The organism is Streptomyces sp. WG5, assembly GCF_049974565.1.
Taxonomy (GTDB): domain Bacteria; phylum Actinomycetota; class Actinomycetes; order Streptomycetales; family Streptomycetaceae; genus Streptomyces.
Window position 1 is genome coordinate 49,430 of record NZ_JBNGGC010000002.1, and the last position, 16,284, is coordinate 65,713.

18 protein-coding genes and 1 pseudogene are annotated in these 16,284 nt (G+C 70.5%); 8 read left to right on the forward strand and 11 right to left on the reverse strand.

The genetic code is table 11. The features are described from left to right. The first annotated feature begins 116 nt into the window (after positions 1 to 116). Positions 117 to 563 carry a YunG family protein gene (locus ACP4IX_RS02115; protein ID WP_426524416.1) on the forward strand — a complete coding sequence of 149 codons (447 nt, stop codon included), beginning with the start codon at positions 117 to 119 and terminating at the stop codon, positions 561 to 563. Here ACP4IX_RS02115 and ACP4IX_RS02120 read toward each other — a convergent pair. From ACP4IX_RS02120 to ACP4IX_RS02135, 4 genes and pseudogenes are all read right to left on the reverse strand, one after another. Continuing rightward, positions 530 to 742 carry an ATP-binding protein gene (locus ACP4IX_RS02120; RefSeq protein ID WP_426524414.1) on the reverse strand — a complete coding sequence of 71 codons (213 nt, stop codon included), beginning with the start codon at positions 740 to 742 and terminating at the stop codon, positions 530 to 532. The genes ACP4IX_RS02115 and ACP4IX_RS02120 overlap by 34 nt on opposite strands. A 51-nt stretch (positions 743 to 793) precedes the next feature. Further along, positions 794 to 1,303, reverse strand: a complete 510-nt coding sequence (locus tag ACP4IX_RS02125) for a hypothetical protein (RefSeq protein WP_426554576.1) — start codon at positions 1,301 to 1,303, stop codon at positions 794 to 796. A gap of 263 nt (positions 1,304 to 1,566) precedes the next feature. Beyond that, complete coding sequence (locus tag ACP4IX_RS02130; RefSeq protein ID WP_426524409.1) at positions 1,567 to 2,025, reverse strand: ParA family protein; 459 nt, start codon at positions 2,023 to 2,025, stop codon at positions 1,567 to 1,569. 211 nt (positions 2,026 to 2,236) lie between these two features. Next, positions 2,237 to 2,467: pseudogene (locus ACP4IX_RS02135) on the reverse strand (ParA family protein); the annotation flags it as partial. Between the two features lie 720 nt (positions 2,468 to 3,187). On the opposite strand from ACP4IX_RS02135, the gene ACP4IX_RS02140 reads away from it, so the two are divergent. Beyond that, positions 3,188 to 3,829 carry a maleylpyruvate isomerase family mycothiol-dependent enzyme gene (locus tag ACP4IX_RS02140; protein ID WP_426554577.1) on the forward strand — a complete coding sequence of 214 codons (642 nt, stop codon included), beginning with the start codon at positions 3,188 to 3,190 and terminating at the stop codon, positions 3,827 to 3,829. Positions 3,830 to 4,024: 195 nt separating this feature from the next. Here the strand turns inward: ACP4IX_RS02140 and ACP4IX_RS02145 are convergent, their stop codons facing one another. After that, a complete protein-coding gene (locus ACP4IX_RS02145; RefSeq protein WP_426554578.1) occupies positions 4,025 to 4,951 on the reverse strand; it encodes a hypothetical protein in 927 nt (308 codons plus the stop codon). Positions 4,952 to 5,945: 994 nt separating this feature from the next. After that, complete coding sequence (locus ACP4IX_RS02150) at positions 5,946 to 6,368, reverse strand: DUF3224 domain-containing protein (RefSeq protein ID WP_426524403.1); 423 nt, start codon at positions 6,366 to 6,368, stop codon at positions 5,946 to 5,948. 88 nt (positions 6,369 to 6,456) lie between these two features. Here ACP4IX_RS02150 and ACP4IX_RS02155 point away from each other — a divergent pair, with 88 nt between their 5' ends. Next, positions 6,457 to 7,428 carry a helix-turn-helix transcriptional regulator gene (locus ACP4IX_RS02155; protein WP_426554579.1) on the forward strand — a complete coding sequence of 324 codons (972 nt, stop codon included), beginning with the start codon at positions 6,457 to 6,459 and terminating at the stop codon, positions 7,426 to 7,428. A 235-nt stretch (positions 7,429 to 7,663) separates the two neighbouring features. Here the strand turns inward: ACP4IX_RS02155 and ACP4IX_RS02160 are convergent, their stop codons facing one another. Beyond that, entirely contained in the window at positions 7,664 to 8,590 is a 927-nt protein-coding gene (locus ACP4IX_RS02160; protein WP_426554580.1) for an oxidoreductase, read from the reverse strand. An 89-nt stretch (positions 8,591 to 8,679) separates the two neighbouring features. On the opposite strand from ACP4IX_RS02160, the gene ACP4IX_RS02165 reads away from it, so the two are divergent. After that, positions 8,680 to 9,255, forward strand: coding sequence for a TetR family transcriptional regulator (locus ACP4IX_RS02165; protein WP_426524397.1), 576 nt, complete (start codon positions 8,680 to 8,682; stop codon positions 9,253 to 9,255). A gap of 499 nt (positions 9,256 to 9,754) precedes the next feature. Further along, positions 9,755 to 11,059 (forward strand): DUF4241 domain-containing protein, encoded by a 1,305-nt coding sequence (locus tag ACP4IX_RS02170; RefSeq protein WP_426554581.1) that lies wholly within the window; start codon positions 9,755 to 9,757, stop codon positions 11,057 to 11,059. Between the two features lie 152 nt (positions 11,060 to 11,211). On the opposite strand, the gene ACP4IX_RS02175 is transcribed toward ACP4IX_RS02170, so the two are convergent. The 3 genes from ACP4IX_RS02175 to ACP4IX_RS02185 all read right to left on the reverse strand — a co-directional run bounded on the left by ACP4IX_RS02175 (position 11,212) and on the right by ACP4IX_RS02185 (position 12,577). Then, positions 11,212 to 11,454: a hypothetical protein gene (locus ACP4IX_RS02175; protein WP_426554582.1), complete on the reverse strand. Its 243-nt coding sequence runs from the start codon at positions 11,452 to 11,454 to the stop codon at positions 11,212 to 11,214. Between the two features lie 3 nt (positions 11,455 to 11,457). Then, complete coding sequence (locus ACP4IX_RS02180) at positions 11,458 to 11,691, reverse strand: antitoxin MazE7 (protein WP_426554583.1); 234 nt, start codon at positions 11,689 to 11,691, stop codon at positions 11,458 to 11,460. Positions 11,692 to 11,968: 277 nt separating this feature from the next. Next, positions 11,969 to 12,577 (reverse strand): TetR family transcriptional regulator, encoded by a 609-nt coding sequence (locus ACP4IX_RS02185; protein WP_426524389.1) that lies wholly within the window; start codon positions 12,575 to 12,577, stop codon positions 11,969 to 11,971. A 101-nt stretch (positions 12,578 to 12,678) separates the two neighbouring features. Here ACP4IX_RS02185 and ACP4IX_RS02190 point away from each other — a divergent pair, with 101 nt between their 5' ends. Beyond that, positions 12,679 to 13,719 (forward strand): NAD(P)-dependent alcohol dehydrogenase, encoded by a 1,041-nt coding sequence (locus ACP4IX_RS02190; RefSeq protein WP_426554584.1) that lies wholly within the window; start codon positions 12,679 to 12,681, stop codon positions 13,717 to 13,719. A 340-nt stretch (positions 13,720 to 14,059) separates the two neighbouring features. Here ACP4IX_RS02190 and ACP4IX_RS02195 read toward each other — a convergent pair whose 3' ends face one another. Next, entirely contained in the window at positions 14,060 to 14,899 is an 840-nt protein-coding gene (locus ACP4IX_RS02195) for an SDR family oxidoreductase (protein WP_426554585.1), read from the reverse strand. Between the two features lie 92 nt (positions 14,900 to 14,991). On the opposite strand from ACP4IX_RS02195, the gene ACP4IX_RS02200 reads away from it, so the two are divergent. Both ACP4IX_RS02200 and ACP4IX_RS02205 read left to right on the forward strand, forming a co-directional pair. Next, positions 14,992 to 15,363, forward strand: coding sequence for a winged helix-turn-helix transcriptional regulator (locus ACP4IX_RS02200; RefSeq protein WP_426524383.1), 372 nt, complete (start codon positions 14,992 to 14,994; stop codon positions 15,361 to 15,363). A 240-nt stretch (positions 15,364 to 15,603) separates the two neighbouring features. Beyond that, complete coding sequence (locus tag ACP4IX_RS02205; RefSeq protein WP_426554586.1) at positions 15,604 to 16,188, forward strand: TetR/AcrR family transcriptional regulator; 585 nt, start codon at positions 15,604 to 15,606, stop codon at positions 16,186 to 16,188. The last annotated feature ends 96 nt before the right edge of the window (positions 16,189 to 16,284 follow it).

Here is a 16,284-nt window from a genome sequence, read left to right on the forward strand (position 1 = left end):
TATGACTATTCGCCCTCTGTTCGGCTGTATCCGTTGTGTCCGTGAGTGTCCGGGACGGCCGTGCCGTGCGCGCCTGCGCCGTCTGTGATGTCAGTGGTGGCTGCGATGCTGGCGGCATGACAACCCCTTGGAACCTGCTTGATCTCGACAAGGCCCTGCGTGCCGGCTGGGCCGCCGACACCTGCTCGCCCGACGACCAGGCCGACTGGCAGCCGGACAACCCGGCTTGGGGGCACTGCGACATCACGGCCTTGATCGTCAATGACGTCTTCGGCGGTGATCTCATGGTCGGCGAGGTGCACCTTGACGGGATCCAGCACGGTTTCCACTGGTGGAACCGGCTGTCCAGCGGGGTGGAACTCGACCTGACACTCGAACAGTTCCGGCGCGGGCAGACCGTCACGGCTGCCCGTGTCGTCGAGCGGCCGCCGGGCCCGCTGCCCCGCCGCTGGGAGGAGTATCTCCTCCTGCGTGAGCGTGTGATCAAGCACCTTGGTCCGCTTCCGGAGCCCGTCCGAGGAGACGACGGTCAGCGGGCCGGGGCGAGGGGGGCGACGCCTTGACCGCTGGTGGCCTGGGTCAGCCTCAGCGAGGACCCTTCGGTCAGAACGATGTGAGTAGGGTGCAGGAGCCGGTTGACGGAGGCGGTGGCCAGCGTCTTGGGCATGATCGAATCGAATCCTGACGAATGGAGGTTCGAGGTCACGATCACGGACCGGCGCTCGTAGGCGGCGTCGATCACGCGGTAGACGCCTCGGCGGCGGCCTGCCCGGATGGCAGCATGCCGATGTCGTCAACGACGATGAGGGCGCACCTGGTGATCTTCAGCGTGGAGTCCAGGCAGGAGACAGAACACCAGCGTCTCGCGGGGCTCTCCGCCACCCGGGCCAGGGACTTCCGGGCCCCACCCCCAGTCGGACTGCATCCGCAGGACCGGCTCGGTGATCCATGGCCGGTAGGTCCGGCGGTGACCGGCCCTCCAGCGGTCCTTCGCGCGGGCCACGGCCCGGCGGGTGGTCCGCTCGTCGCCGGTGAACCCGAGCTGGACCGACCGCTCGTGGAGCTTGTCGGCCCGCACCCTGCCCTGCGAGCGTTCGACCCACTCCTCGCTCTTCGGCATGAACGGGTCGATCAGCTTCGGCCGGACAACCCCCGCGTCGACCGGACGACCCATGTCCCTCCTCCGTGCGTACCTCCGCACGGTCATCGGGTCGCCCCCCGCCGGCTCGGCGGCCGAATGCGCACACTCGGTGGCATCCAGGGCCTCGAAAATTTCCATGATCTCCCTGTCAGACTTCTTCAACGATCCCTCCGGGGGGCAGACGGCTCAGGGCGTAGCAGCACTGAGCCAACCCCGGAGGGATCTTCCGTTCGGAACTGGAGTTCAGGATTCGCACGAACAGCCCTGTGAACAGGGAGATCAGCTGTCCGCGGAGCAAGACCCGAGGTGTCCGCCTACAAGGATCTCGCGCTGTCCGCTCTCACCGGGAGCAGTTCACGTCGATGAGCGCGAGTTCGCTGATGACGGGACCATCCCCGCGGGTGCGGGGAGCAGGCGGTCGAGTGCTATCGAGCTCCCAACTCGGCCAGCAGGGCCTCGTACTCGTCCGGGTACTGCTCCCGCAGGATGTCCAGCCACATCCGGGCCTCTTGAACGAACGTCTCGTGCTTCATCTTCTGGTGGAGATGGCGAACGCAGTAGAAGGCGTCGTCGTAGGGGAGCCGCTTCGGCTGCGCCGATTCGGCGTTCGCCGTCCCTGGTCCGACCGTGCTGGTGCGGGGCTCCGGGATGGACTCGGGAGCCTGCTCACGCTCGGCGGCCGGCGTGGGGAGTACGGGGATGACGACCCCGGAGCCGTCTGCGGCTTCGCCGCGGCGCCGGCGCCCGTAGTAGAGGGCGGCGTCCATGGCGATACCGAGGCTGGGCGGGCAGTCGACGATGATGACGTCGTAGTCGGATTCCAGAGGGCGCAGGGCCGGTTCGAGCCCGGCTTCCTTCTGGAAACCGCGCTTCTGCGTGGCCAACGGCGATCTTCGCGTCGAGAAGGAAGCCGTCGAAGCAGGCGAGCAGTACGTGCAGGCGCTTCCCGAACCGCGGACCCTCTATCTCCACGACGAGATCGCACAGATTTCCTCCGCCGTCGCCGCACATGTGGGAGACCAGGCTGTCGCGGTCGGGTTCGATCTGGGGGACTCCGAGCTGTTCGCCGAGGTGGCCCTGCGGGTCGAAGTCGACGACGAGGACGCGTTTGCCCGCCTCGGCGTAGGCCTCACCGTTACCGGCGGAGATGGCCGTCTTGCCGACCCCGCCCTTCTGGGTGCCGACGATCGTCCGTTCGGGCTCGGTTCCGCGAGCGCCGTGCCGGGGGGAGGGGTCCGCGTCGAGCCAGTCACGGATCGACGGGGCAAGGCCCTGGGGGTAGGAGACGCCGCGGGCGGTGCAGGTCTCCTTGAACTGCTCGTACAGCCCTGGCGGAAGCCACGTGGAGAACGACTTCGCACCAGCGGTGTCCCCTTCGGCGCCGCCGCTCGTACTGCCGCGCCAGTCGTTGTGGGCCGCCTCGACGGCGTCCTGACGGCGTCCTGGATGTCCAGGCTGAGCTCGGCGGCGCGAACCTTGAGTTGCTGGAGCGTCGAGGGCAGCTTGGACGCTACCTTTTCCCGGTCTCCGTCGGGGTTCGGGAAAGCCGTGACGTCAGCGCACGGACTTGCGTTGGTGTGTTGGCACCCGCTTTGCAGGTTCTGACGCGGGTTCACCGTTGGGCGTCCCGTCCGAGGCGTCCGGGGAGCCTTGCCGACGGCGAGCCGGTCCTGGTCCACCTGAACCATCTGGTCGCTCGTCCCGGGCGCCCTGGCCGTCCGTCGATCGGTCTCGCTCTTCTTGCCCCACCGCCTCACATGGCTCCCTGCGGTCGTCGTGCCGGGGCGGCGCCGAGTGGGGCCGACTGCCGGGGGCAGGGGGCTTCTTGCTCGGGTCTCCTGATGCGGCTGGACGCCGAGCCGGACGTAGGGGTGGTGGCCTCGCAGCAGTTCCGGTTGCCGTGGCGGGCATGCAGCCGGACGTGGAAGGTGGCGCGGGACGTGGTGGCGCAGATGGAGGAGTGCTCTTCGCGATGAGCTTTGCGGCGATCGGGAGTCTGTGTCCCTACGAGGGCAACGAGCCGATCATCGAGGAGAGACGATGGCCATGGGAAATTCCGAGCGTGTCAGAGAGGTTTGGCCGATCGTGCACGCGGAGCGTGCGGCACTGATCCACGACCTTGAGGGTCTCGATGACAAGCAGTGGGAGCAGCCTTCGCTTTGCGGGGAGTGGACGGTCCATGACGTCGTTGCCCACCTGGTGTACTCGGCTCGAACGACGCGTCTCGGCTTCGTGGTCGGCCTCGCCCGGGCACGATTCGACTTCCACCGCCAGAACGCTGACGGTGTGGCGCGCGAGCGCGGTCCCTCCCCGCTGGAGACGCTGGCGCGCCTTCGTCAGGTGGCCTCGCTGAGGTCGACCCCTCCGGTGCCCCTGGACAGCCGGATCGTCGAGGAGGTCGTCCACGGTGAGGACATCCGCCGCCCGTTGGGACTCACCCGCCTCTATCCCCGGGATGCCGTCGTCAGGGCGCTTCGCCTGCAGTCTCGCACCCCGGTGTCCTTCGGCGGCGCCAGGGAGCTCGTGGCCCCTCTCCGCCTCACGGCAACCGACGCCGATGTATCGATTGGCGATGGTCCGGAAGTGACCGGACCTGCGCTGTCGCTGCTTCTCGCCATCATGGGACGACGCGTGGCGCTCGACGACCTGGACGGCCAGGGAGTCGGTGCGCTGAGGCAGCCGACCTGACGAGCCGCCGCCCGCCTCCGATGCCGAGTGGTTCGACCGGGTCCGCACGTCATCATGGACGGAGGCCTTCGACGGCACTGGGTGTCACCAGCACTGGATGTCACCGCTCCACACAAGCCGGACCAGAACCTGATCTCGGAACCGCGGGACCTCCTGCCAGGACGGTATCGGGATGCACTCGGCGAAAGCTGCTGGTCATGCCGCAGACACGGAACGGGTCCGGAGCCAGTACGAGCGGGTAGCGACCATCAGCGCGATCCCATAGACGGCGAACGCGACCATGCCGATCCAGACAACCAGCAGCGCATCGTTCGAGGAGGGGAAGTCACCGCGCCGCATCGTGACCACGCCGGCCGTGGCCAAGGTGGCGTAGCCGACCCCGAACACCCCGTACGGAGCGAGGGTGGCAGCACCGAGGAAGGCCGGGACCAGGGGAAGCCAGCGGGGGACGTGCCGACCGCGCAGCCACGGTGTCCAACGGGGGAAAACCTGGCCCCACGGGCGGACCAGGCCCCACAGCAGGAAGACGCCGAGCGCGGCCAGCAGCACGGTGGCGTCCAGGCCCCAGGACTCCAGGGTGAGCCAGATTCCCGACGCACCGTTGTGCTCGGAGATCGCGAGCATCTCCTCCCCGGCAACCCCGGCGAAGGTGCCGCCCGACGCCCAGACGAGCTTCATCGCCGTGTAAGGGAGAAAGGCCACCGTCCCAGCGCCAGCGGTGAGCTGAACCGGCCTGGAGGCGGCCGACGGCTCTGCCGTGACGGCCCCTGCGGACGGGCGACGGACGGGCCCGGCAGTGGCCGCGAGCAACGCGGCCCCGGCCGCGGCCAGTGCGTGGTGCGCAGCGGCCACCCCGCTGTCCACTCCCTGACCGAATGCCAGGGTGATGACGTCCATCAGCAGGCCGAACGCGGCGAGTCCGGCCAGTCCGCAGGCCACCCACAGCAGCGCACGCAACACCGGTCGCAGCCCTGACCGCACCACCGCACCACAAGCCACCGCTGCCAGCGATCCCACCATCACGACCCCCCAGCCCAGCACGGATGGTCCCGGGGCTTCTCCCAAGTAGAACAGCGGCGTCCCGCTCAGCGCGCATGCCAGTCCGAAGCCGGCATAGACCACCGCCCACACCATCGCGGCCCGGCCCACCCGGCCCGGCTCCCACGTGCGCCAAGGCCCCCTCGTCGTCCATGTCGAACTGTCCATGCACCGAACATCGCACCGGCCTCGGGGCACGGCATCTACCGCCAGAACGATCCGTCTCCGCCTATCGGGTGAGGGGCCTTCTGTACCCATCGCATCGGCCTGTTCCAGGCACCTTCGGGAAGGGGCCGGCGCCCGACCCGCGACCTTCGCCGGGGACCGTGCTGCCTCGGTCGGACCACCGAAGCCGCACCACGGACCGGATTATCACGCCGTGCCTGCTTGGCCTCGGCAGATCCGCGGCTGCTGGGAACTCAGCTGTTCACGCCGACGGTTGGGGCGTCGTCACGGAGTCGTCTGCTCAGCCACCGCCTCTCTCCGGAGCACGTGTGCGGAGCCCGCGCGGCACGTGGCGGTCATGCCGTGCCCGACAGTCCTTCCAGATGTCTGACCTGTCCGGCGAGCTGCGATCGCGGTGTGACCTGGGGGCACTCCCGCCCGCGCTGTTCCCGCCTGATGCGGAGCCGCTGCCTGAGACGGCGATGATGGTGGGGTGAATCCCCGCACCTCGGACTCACTCTTGCCGCCGCCCGCGCGGTCGGCCCTTGCCCGCCCGGCGAGGAGGCCGCTGTTGTGGGGCGTGCAAGGACCGTGGTCAAGTACTGGCCGGGCCCGTCCGGGTACCGATCTGCCGCAGCGCCCGGCCCTCCGCCTTCGCCGCAGACATCCCGCCGTCCAGCGCCGCGCGTCCGTCACCTCGCCCAGCGCCCGCCGGAGCTGGACGACCAGCCGCAGCCGGGTCGCCGGTGCCAGATCATCCGGGCCGGCGCGGAACCGCGCCCCGTCCGCCTTCAGGAAACCGGCCGTCGTCAGCTCATCGCTCCCCCCGTAGCCCCAGGCGGCCCCGGCCACGGGTGTCGGGACCGCTGACGACGAACCGGCTTCCTGGTCCGTTTCTGCTCGGACCCCTGGTTCAGTCCAGGTCGTAGTCGAAGGAGTAGGGGACGGACGGCTCACCGTGCCTGGCGATGAAGCTGCCGGTGCCGCGCAGTCCGCCCAGTTCCCCGGTTCCTGATCCCGGCACGACCTCGAAGGTGCAGTGCACGGTGCCGTCGGCGTCGAAGGAGCCGCGTTCCTCGGCGACGAAGGTGCCCTCGCGACCGTCGAGGCGGCCGGCCAGGACTTCCATGCCGGTGAACGTGCCGGTCTTCTCCGTGACGTAGACGATCGTGTACGCGCAGGTGGTGTCGGTGGCCTCGATGCCGCCGGAGAAGGCATTGGTGACGGCGGCGTGGGCGAGCTTCGGGCTCACCTCGGCGGGCGTGAGGGTGCTCTCTTCCCAGTTGGCGAAGGTGAAGTGGCCGCTGGTCCGGATGGGCATGGCTGTCCTCGTCATCGGTCGCACGGTCCGTCCCGCGCGGTGCGTGATCAGCCTGGCCGCTGTACCTGACATCTCCCGTCAGGTACGGCGGGACAATGGCCCCATGCGCGCCGACCGGCTCCTCTCCCTGCTTCTCCTGCTCCAGAACCGTGGGCGGATGACCGCGCCCGAACTCGCCGCGGAACTGGAGGTGTCGGTCCGCACCGTCTACCGGGACGTCGAGGCGCTCAGCGCGTCGGGTGTCCCGGTCCGCGCCGACCGCGGGCCCGCTGGTGGCTACCGTCTGATGGACGGGTACCGCACGCGGCTGACCGGACTCACCGACACCGAGGCCGCGTCACTCTTCCTCGCCGGAGTTCCCGGGCCCGCGCGCGATCTGGGCCTCGGGGCGGTGCTGGCCGCCGCGCAGCTGAAGCTGCAGGCCGCTCTTCCGGCCGAACTGGCCGACCGTTCCCGGCGCGTTCAGGAACGGTTCCACCTGGATGCGCCGGCCTGGTTCCGGGACACCGACCCGGTTCCGTACCTGGGGGCGGTGGCCCGGGCCGTATGGGAACAGGAGGTGCTGCGGGCGCACTACCGGCGGTGGGGCGGCGAGGTGTACCGGGAGTTGCATCCGCTGGGTCTCGTCCTCAAGGGTGGGATCTGGTACCTCGTGGCGCGGGCCGAAGAGACCGTACGGACCTACCGGATGTCACGCTTCTTGGCCGTGGAGTCCACCGGAGAGGTCTTCGACCGCCCAGCGGGCTTCGATCTCGCCGCGCACTGGGAGGAGTCCTCCCGGCGCCTGGAGGCCGCGCTGCACCAAGGCGTTGCGCTCCTGCGGATCTCGCCTCGCGCCCAGCGCCTGTTGCCCATGCAGTTCGGCGCGGTGGGCGCACGAGCTCTCGAGGGAGCCGGGCCGCCGGATGCCGAGGGCTGGGTGCGGGTCGAGATGCAGGTCGAGACGCAAGCCGTCGCGGTCGGTGATCTGCTCAGACTGGGTATCGAGGCCGAGGTGATCGGACCGCCTGAGCTGCGGGAGGCCATCGCCCGGACCGCCGCCGCGCTGGCCGGCCGCTACGCGTCGTCGCTGTGAATGCCGACGCCCGATGCCCATGCCGATGCCGATGCCGATGCCGATGCCGAACGGTCGGGGCGCGCCCGCGCGTCCACCGCCCGGCAGCCCGTCGGCTCACGGCTCGACTCCCCACCGAGGCCAAAGGGAAGGCGTCACAGGGCGGTGATCCGGTTCTCCGCCAGGGCGGCCGGGCGGGCGTTGGACCAGGACGAGACGCGTTCGACGGTCATGGACCTTTCCTTTCACGGCAAGGTCAGGTCCGCAGGGCCGGAAAGGTGACACCGGCCAGCCGTTCGCTCTCACGCCACAGCCAGGCTCTCAGGTCGGGGGCGTCGGCCCCGGCGGGCAGCCGGACCGGCTTGGGCGTGCCGGAGGTCTGGTCGCGTCCGGCCGGGCCGAGGTAGGCCCCGCTGGCGACCTCGGGGTGGGTCGCGGCGTACAGGGACGGCCAGGCTGCGCCGCCGGGAGAGCCCATCAGTGTGCGGGAGGCGAGGGCCACGAGCAGGCGCCCCGTTCGGCTGGTGGAGGTGTGGCGCTGCAGGTTGGTGACGGCCGAGCCCGGATGGACGACTACGGCGCGGTGCGCACTGCGGGCGAGCCGGCGGGCGAGTTCCTGGGTGAAGACGACGTTGGCGCGCTTGGACTTCGCGTACGCGCTCATCGGGCGGTAGCCGCGCTCGCTCATCAGGTCGGCGAGATCACCGGAGCGCCAGGCGGCGGCGACGGCGCCGACCGTGACGACGCGGGCGGCCGCGGAGCGGTCAAGGGCCGGCATCAGGTGCGCTGTCAGCGCGAAATGGCCGAGGTGGTTGGTGCCCACCGTGAGTTCCAGTCCATCGCGGGTGACCCTGCGCTCCGGGACGTTCATCACGCCGGCGTTGTTGATGAGGAGGTCGAGGGTCTCGCCCGCGGCGAGCGGGGCAGCCGCCTCACGGATCGCGGCAAGGTCGCCGAGGTCGAGTTCCACTGTCTCCAGGCGGGCGCCGGGCACGTCCGCGCGCAGACGGCGGGCGGCGTCTGCCAGGGAGTCAGGGCGTCGGCCCGCCAGCAGGATGCGGGCACCGTGCTCCGCCAGCACCTGGGCGGTGCGGTAGCCGATGCCGCTGGTGGCGCCGGTGATCAGTGCGGTCCGGCCCTTGAGATCCGGGATGTCGGCGGGGGTCCAGTGTGAGTCGACCATGGCACCTTCCTGAATGAATGTTCATTTAGTTCAGCATGCGGCCGCCGGTCCGAGTTGTCAAATGAACGTTCATTAGGAAGGCTGGGTGCATGGCAACACGTGACCCCGACCGCAAGCGCCGGCAGCTGATGGAAGCCGCTCTCGCCGAGTTCGCCGAGTTCGGCGTGGCGGGAGCCCGCGTGGACCGGCTCGCGAAACGGGCCGGCATCAGCCCTGGCCTGGTGTACTCCTTCGCCGCCGGCAAGGAGGGCCTGTTCGAGGCCGTCTACGAAGCGATCGCCGAGCAGACCGTGGACGCGGTCCCCCTCGACGCCGACGACCTGGCCGAATACGCCGGCCGCCTGCACGACGCCGGGCAGCAGCATCCCCAGGTCATGCGTTTCCTCACGTGGTACGCACTGGAAAGCACGGAACGGCCGGCGCCCGACATCGTGGCCCGCTCGATGCAAGACAAGATCGCCTCTGTGGAGGCCGCCCAGCAACGCGGCAGCGTCCGGCGGGACAAGCCGGCCGCGGAGATCCTGGCGCTCGTTCTGGCGCTCGCGAACATGTGGCAGCACCAGACGGAGGACGTCAACGTGCTGGTCCCCCCCGCACGTCGGCGCGCGACGATCACTGATGCCGTACGCCGCCTCGTCACCCCGGACCGGCCCGCTGATCGCTGAGGGCGTCACCGCAAGCCCTCGACGTCTCGTCGTCCCTGACCGCGCACGTGATGCCGTACACCTGGCCAGGCGTCGCACCCACCGGTCAACTGAAGGCTCAGTCGCACCCGCCGGCCGGCGCCGGAAGACCGCGCACCCCGGCCAGACCCGCTTGCCCGCGCTCGCCGTGTCCAGCGCCTTCGACTCGCCCGGCAGCAGCAGGAACGCCGGACCGGGTCTGCCCCACGAGAACGGAGTCGTTTGTCGACGGCTTCGGGAGTCCCCGCGTCACCCTGTCGCCTGATCGATGCCCGAGGGGTTCGGGAGTCACTGGGTGCCGGCGGCTCAACGGATCACGCTGGCAAGCCACCTGCCGAGCGGGTCATGGACCGGATCACCGGCACGACCGTCTCGGCGTCGGAGCTGGCCCACCGCCCGCCCAGTAGGGCCGTGGTCACGGGCAGCGGTTACCTTGCAGCGCGGCACAGAACCAAGGCAGGTCGTGGGAAGGAGAGCGGCGATGGTCGTCGAGGTGGGGTACGCGCGGGCGTGGGACCTGGAGGCTTGTGCGCCCTGGCGGCCGATGTCCGCCGAGGAGGCCCGGGAGCGGGATGCCGCTGGGCTTCCGTACGTGGTGGTGTACCGGGAGCCGGGCCGGAAGGCCCCGCTGGAGGTCCGGCTGGTCTCCTGGCGGGACCACTACGTCGGGCTGTGGGTCTACGACGCCCAAGGCCGCCGCACCTACGATCTGGACATGCGGCTGTTGGACGACCCGTCGCGGCTGCTGCGCCGGTACTCCGTCGGCTGGTACTACACAGGCCCGGAGATGGCGGAGTTCGACACGGCGTGCCCGCGCATCACCGTGGACCTCTTCCCGGACGGGAGGGGCCGACGGACGGAGGAGCGGCAGGGGCAGGGCGGGGGCGCCTACGCCACCTCGCCCGGGCTCCGGGACGACGAGCGCTGGATGGACCGCCCCGCCTTCGGGGAGTGGCCACTGCTCTCGGCCCGGGTACACGGGCTCATCGGGCCGCCGGCCTTCGAGGCGGCTGAGGTGGCCGAGGCTGCCGAGCCAGGTGACGGAGGCGCCCCCGCTACCTGCTGGCGTCCGCCGCGCCCCGCGCAGCCCGGGCCGATCAGCGAGTTGTTCCGGCCCGGGGTGCGCGTGACCGACGGGTACCACCCCGAGATGACCGTCGTGGAGCCGCGCCGGGTCGGCACCCTGCGCGTGCCCAGCGGGCTGCTTGCCGTCTCCGGCCCGGACATCGACCACGGCGACGGGCCGCGCATTACCGTCCCCGTCCCGCCCGGGCAGTACGTACTCGACGAGGCGCGGGTCCGCTTCAGCTACCACTGCGAGTGGCGGGACGCCGAGGTCACGACCACGGAACCCACGGCCGTCCGCCTGCTCGTCAGCGAGACCCCCGCAGCGACCTGGGAGATGGCCCTCGGTCCGGACGACGATCCCCGGCTGTTCATCGAGCAGCAGATAGCCGGCTTCGACACCGACGGTGCCACCGGCTGCTTCGCCGACGCCGGGTCCTGGGATCTGCTCGTCGCGCTCTTCGAGCGGGGGCTGATCCGGGGGGAGTCGGACCTGGACGGGTACGAGGGCATCGACGACGGTTCCATGTTCATGCAGCGCACCTGGGACGAGGCTTCCGGCGGCGAGCTCATGTCCTTCGCGACGACTGGCGACGGTACCTACCCGGTGTGGGTCGGCCGTTCCGCCGCCGGTGAGGTAACCGGCGTCGTGGTGCTGGTGGAGAGGATGCCCGAGCTGCTCCCGGAGCGGGACAAAACCCCCACCGATGCGGCTGTGTAGGCAGGGTCCCGCCTGCGGGCGCAGTCGTCAGCCTGGTCGCAGCTGGTGACGATTCGACAGCACGGTTCACAACGTCCGGCGTCCGGCGTCCGGGGTCCGGGTCCGGCGTCCGGGGTCCGGGTCCGGCGTCCGGGGTACATGCACCCATCAGGTCAGCGGCGGATGCCTCCCGGACTCGTGGACATCGACTTGGCCGCCTTCGGGGCGCCTCCCGCGCTCATCGCCAGACAACTCCCGTTGGCGTCCGGGTGGTGCTGGCCGTGGCGGGGCGGGTCGGCCTTGTGCCGGGCGGCCAGGCCGACGAACACGGAGGAGTCGTTGACCGCGAGATCGTCCAGCAGTTCAGCCTGGCGTCCCAGGAACCACCGGTGGTCGACGTAGTACTCGGCAGGCACAGGTCAGGCCGCCCGCGGGGCGGGCCGAGGCGGGGCCCCGTATTCGGCGTCGAAGGCGGCGACCGTGTCCGGGTCGCCGGTGACCGGGCGGAAGATCTCCGCGCCTTCGGTCAACGCGCGCTCGCGCCGCTTCTCCTCGGCCACTTGCGCGAGGTAGGCGTCCAGCGGCAGCCCCGCGGCGTCGGCCAGGGCCCGCAACGCGTCCGCGGTGGTGTCGTCGATCTCGATGCCGGCCATGCGTCGAGTACGCCGCGTGGCACCACGTCCAGGCCAGTCACCTGGGGATATCGCTCTGCCCTGCGGGAAGCCGGGCGGGCGGTGCGTACCTCGTTCGTCCGCGACCACCTCGCCGGCGTCGATACGCGCCAGGAGATCCACGAGGGGTGCAGGTGGTGGAGCACCGGAACGTGGCGTACAAGGCCTCTTCCACGGCAGTTCCGGTGTGCGACCCGGGCTCCGCTCCTGGCCGGCACCCGGGCAGCGTGTGTGAGCGTCACCAGGGGGGTGGCGGCGGTTACGAGGGGGACGCGTCGCCCCCGCCGGCCGCGGTGGCGCTGTGGACGCAGTCGCGGAGCAGGGCGCGGCGCTGGTCGTGTACCTCTTCGGGTTCGTGGCTGCTGGCCGCGTACACGTTGCTGACGGGTGACCAGGCCATGGACATGGCGATGACCATGGCCATGATGTCGAACGGGTCACCTGCGCGGACCCGGCCGGCGGCCTGGGCCTCGGCGATGGCCGTGAGCTTGCGGTCGTCGTAGTGCTGGTGGGTTCCGACGAGGTGCCCGGCGGGCCGACGCTCCAGGCGTGTCCAGGTCGCCAGCCGGATGAGGTCGGGGCGGCGCAGGTATTCGTCGTAGAGGCGGACGGCCCAGTCCGCGAGGTCGTCGGCGTCGATGGGCACGACGTTGGTGATGCGCTCAAGCGAGCTGAGGAAGATCGCGTCGAAAAGTCGCTCCTTGTCGCCGAAGTAGGCGTAGAGCTGTGCCTTGTTGGTGCGCGCTGCCGTCACGATGCGTTCGATGCGCGCCCCGGCGATGCCGTGCTGGGCGAACTCTTCGGTGGCGGCGTCCAGGATGCGCTGGTAGGTCGCGGCGCCTCGCGAGGTCTGGGGCTGTTCCGGCATGGCGTCCACTCTACCAAACAGAACAGTTGGTTTGCCTTGGGTCGCGGCCGCGCCTACGCTTCGACAGACAGAACAGTCTGTTTAAGGAGTGGGAGTCACGTATGCGCATGACCACCGGATGGCAGGCGGCCGGCCCGACGACGCTGCGGCGCGCGTCGTTGAAGCGCCGTGACCTGCGCCCGGACGACATCGCGGTGCAGGTCGACTACTGCGGCGTGTGCCACACCGACCTGCACGCCCTGCACGCCTACGACCAGAACGCGGAAGCTCCCCTGGTGCCCGGTCACGAATTCACCGGCGTGGTGACCGGGACCGGCCCCGAGGTGACGGCCTTCTCGGTCGGCGACCGCGTCGCGGTGGGCAACATCGTCGACTCCTGCGGTGTGTGCGCCATGTGCGAAGCCGGGCAGGAGAATTTCTGCCACTCCTTCCCGACTCTGACCTACGGCGGCACCGACCGGCAGGACGGGGCGACCACCCTGGGCGGCTACTCCCGCGAGTACGTCGTGCGCGACACCTTCGCCTACCCGCTCCCCTCCGGCCTCGACCCGGCCGCAGCCGCCCCGCTGATGTGCGCCGGCGTCACCGTCTGGGAACCTCTGCGCTGCCTCGGCGTAGGCCCCGGCAGTCGCGTCGCCGTGGCCGGGCTCGGCGGTCTGGGCCACCTCGCGGTCAAGATGGCCGTGGCACTCGGCGCCACCACGACCGTCGTCAGCCGGACCCGGGACAAGCGCGACGACGCCCGCAAGCTCGGCGCCCATGACCTCATCGACTCCACCGACTCCCCGCACATGGCCATGGCACGCGACAGCTTCGACGTCGTCATCGACACCGTCTCCGCCCCTCACGACCTCGCCCCGTACCTGGGACTGGTGGCGATGGACGGCACCCTCAGCCTCCTCGGGTACCTGGGCCCCGTCACCGTCGAGGCCACGGACCTGCTCATCGGCCGCAAGAGGCTCAGTTCCGCGGGCAGCGGGGGCCGCCCGGCGACGGCCGAGATGCTCCGGTTCTGCGCCGACAACAGCATCGCCGCCGACATCGAAGTACTCCCGTCGGCCCAGGTGGACACGGCACTCGACCGCCTCCGGCGAAACGACGTCCGCTACCGCTTCGTGCTCGACATGTCCGACCTGGACTGAGGAGACGGTCGGCCGGGCCATGCCGTGCCGGCCCGGCACCCCGCCCCCTCACGGCCAACCGTGCGCGAGAGCCGCTCGACGCCGGCTGCGGACGGTTCTCGGACGGGACGAGGGCCGCACACGTCGACCTCGCGGAACTCCCGCCCCACCGCCTGTCGGTGACGTCGCGGGTACTCGAAACCTCGAAACCGCTTCTGGGTATCCTCCGCTTGCTCGTACGGCGTCCTGCGCCGGCTCGGGGCACCCCTTCACGCACCCGGACGTGCGCGTCCGTACGCCGCGGCGCGCGTCAGCAGTGGATCACCGAGCACGAAAGCAGTTCCCGCGGCGCTGACCGGTGTCAGCGGAACGCGGCGACATGACGGGCGGCCCAGTCGGCGAAGGGGCGCGGAGCCCGGCCGAGGACCTGCTGGACGTCCGGGCTGACGCGCAGCTCGGCCGGGCTCGGGGAGCCGAGGATGTCCAGGGTGTCGTCGGCGAGCTCCGCCGGCATGCTCCGGGTCATGGCAGCCTTGGCCTCGTCGCGGGTGAGTTCGTGGAACCTCACCGGCGAGCCCAGCGCGGCGGCGATGGCCTCCGTCTGCTGCCGCGGAGTGATCACCTCCGGGCCGGTCAGCTCGTAGACGCCGCCGGTGTGCCGGTCTTCCATCAGGCAGGCTGCCGCGACCGCGGCGATGTCCGCCGGGTCGATGACCGGCACCCCGATGTCACCGAAGGGCGCGGCGACGACCTGCTGCGCGCGGACCGACTCGGCCCACCACAGGGCGTTGGAGGCGAAGCCGCCCGGTCGCAGGATGGCCCACTCCAGGCCGGACTCCCGCAGCCTGTCCTCCAGTGCGCGCATCGCGATCCGCGTTCGGCCCGAGGGCCTGGTCACCACCCCCAGCGTGGAGAGCAGGACGACCCGGCGGACCCCGCCGGCCGCAGCCTCGCTGATGATGTCGGCGGGGTTGGCTCCAGTGGCGTGCAGGTCGCCGGAGAGCAGCAGGAACAGCGCCTTCGCCCCGGCCAGCGCGGGCTCGAGGCCGGAGGGCTCGGCCAGGTCTGCCGCCACGTGGCGGACGCCGTCCGGCACTGCCGCCGGGTGCCGTGACACTGCCGTCACTGGCCGGCCCGCCTCGGCCAGCGCCTGCGTCAACGGTCGGCCGATGTTTCCGGTAGCCCCGGTCACCACGATCATGGTCAGCTCCTTGTCGGATGTTCTGTGTGGCCGTCACGCTAGGAGCGCGGGCTAACTTTTGGTAAGGACATACCTCCAGGTAAGCTCATGCAATGACGGGAAGCGTGCAGCGCAGAGAGGCCGAGGCGGAGAAGCGGTATGACGTGTTTCACACCGACTGCCCCGCGCGCGATGTGGTCGACCATGTGACCAGCAGGTGGGGTGTCTGGGTACTGATTTCGTTGCGGAGCAACAGCCTCCGGTTCTATGAACTGCGCGAGAGCATCCGGGGCATCAGCGAGAAGATGCTCGCCCAGACCCTGCGCGCACTGGTCCAGGACGGTCTGGTCTGGCGGGAGGTCGAGCCGACGACACCTCCTCAGGTCACCTACGGACTGACCGAGTTCGGCCGGGAGGTCGGCGAGCCGCTGACGGAGCTGTTCGACCGGATCACACAGCGGCTGTCGCCGCGCAGCGCGGGGTAGCCGGGACCAGTGGCTCCTCACCTCGTCCCGTATGTCCAAGCAGGGCGCGCCGGTCAACCCCCGGGCCGGGCCTGCCGCGGGACCGGCGCCTGGCCTCGAACTCCTCCCGGCCCGCTCCGTCCGGAAGGAGTACCGCAGCAGAGCGCGGGCGGAAGTGGGAGTGAGGTGAGAGACCCTCACCGACCCGGCCACGGCGCCCAGTTACTTGACCGAGCGTTCTAGAACGCCTATGGTTTCGACGTGGCCAGGACCAAGGAATTCGATCCGGACGCCGCGCTGCAGTCGGCCCTCGAGCTGTTCTGGCGGCGCGGCTACGAGGCGACGTCGGTGGCGGACCTCGTGGAGCACCTCGGCATCGGCCGTGCCAGCATCTACGCGACCTTCGGCAGCAAGCACGAGCTGTACCTGAAGGCCATGGACCGGTACGCCGAAACGCGCGACCCGCTTCTTCTCGCGGAGCTGTCCCAGCCGGGCCCCGCACTGCCCGCGGTGCGGGGGGTGGTGCGCCGCTTCACCGCGGAGGCAGCCTCCCCGCAAGGGCGGCTGAACGGCTGCTTCGTCACCAACACCGCGGCCGAGCTGGCCCCGCACGACCCCGCGGCGGCCCGCCGGGTCGAGACCAGCTGGGAGCACATCGAGACCCTGCTGCATTCCGCGCTCGTACGGGCCCGGGCCCAGGGTGAGCTTCCCGAGGACCGCGATCCGCGCGCGCTGGCCCGCATGCTGCTCGTCCTGCTGCAAGGCGTACGGGTCGTCGGCAAGGCGTCGAGCGACCCCGCCCGGGTGCGGGACGCGGCCGAGCAGGCGCTGGCCCTGCTGGACTGAATCACACGCACCGTCGGCCACCGGGCTCCCTCCCACGTGTCCGCGCGCCCGCATGCCCGCATGCCCAAATAATGAACCGATCGGTCAAATATCAGG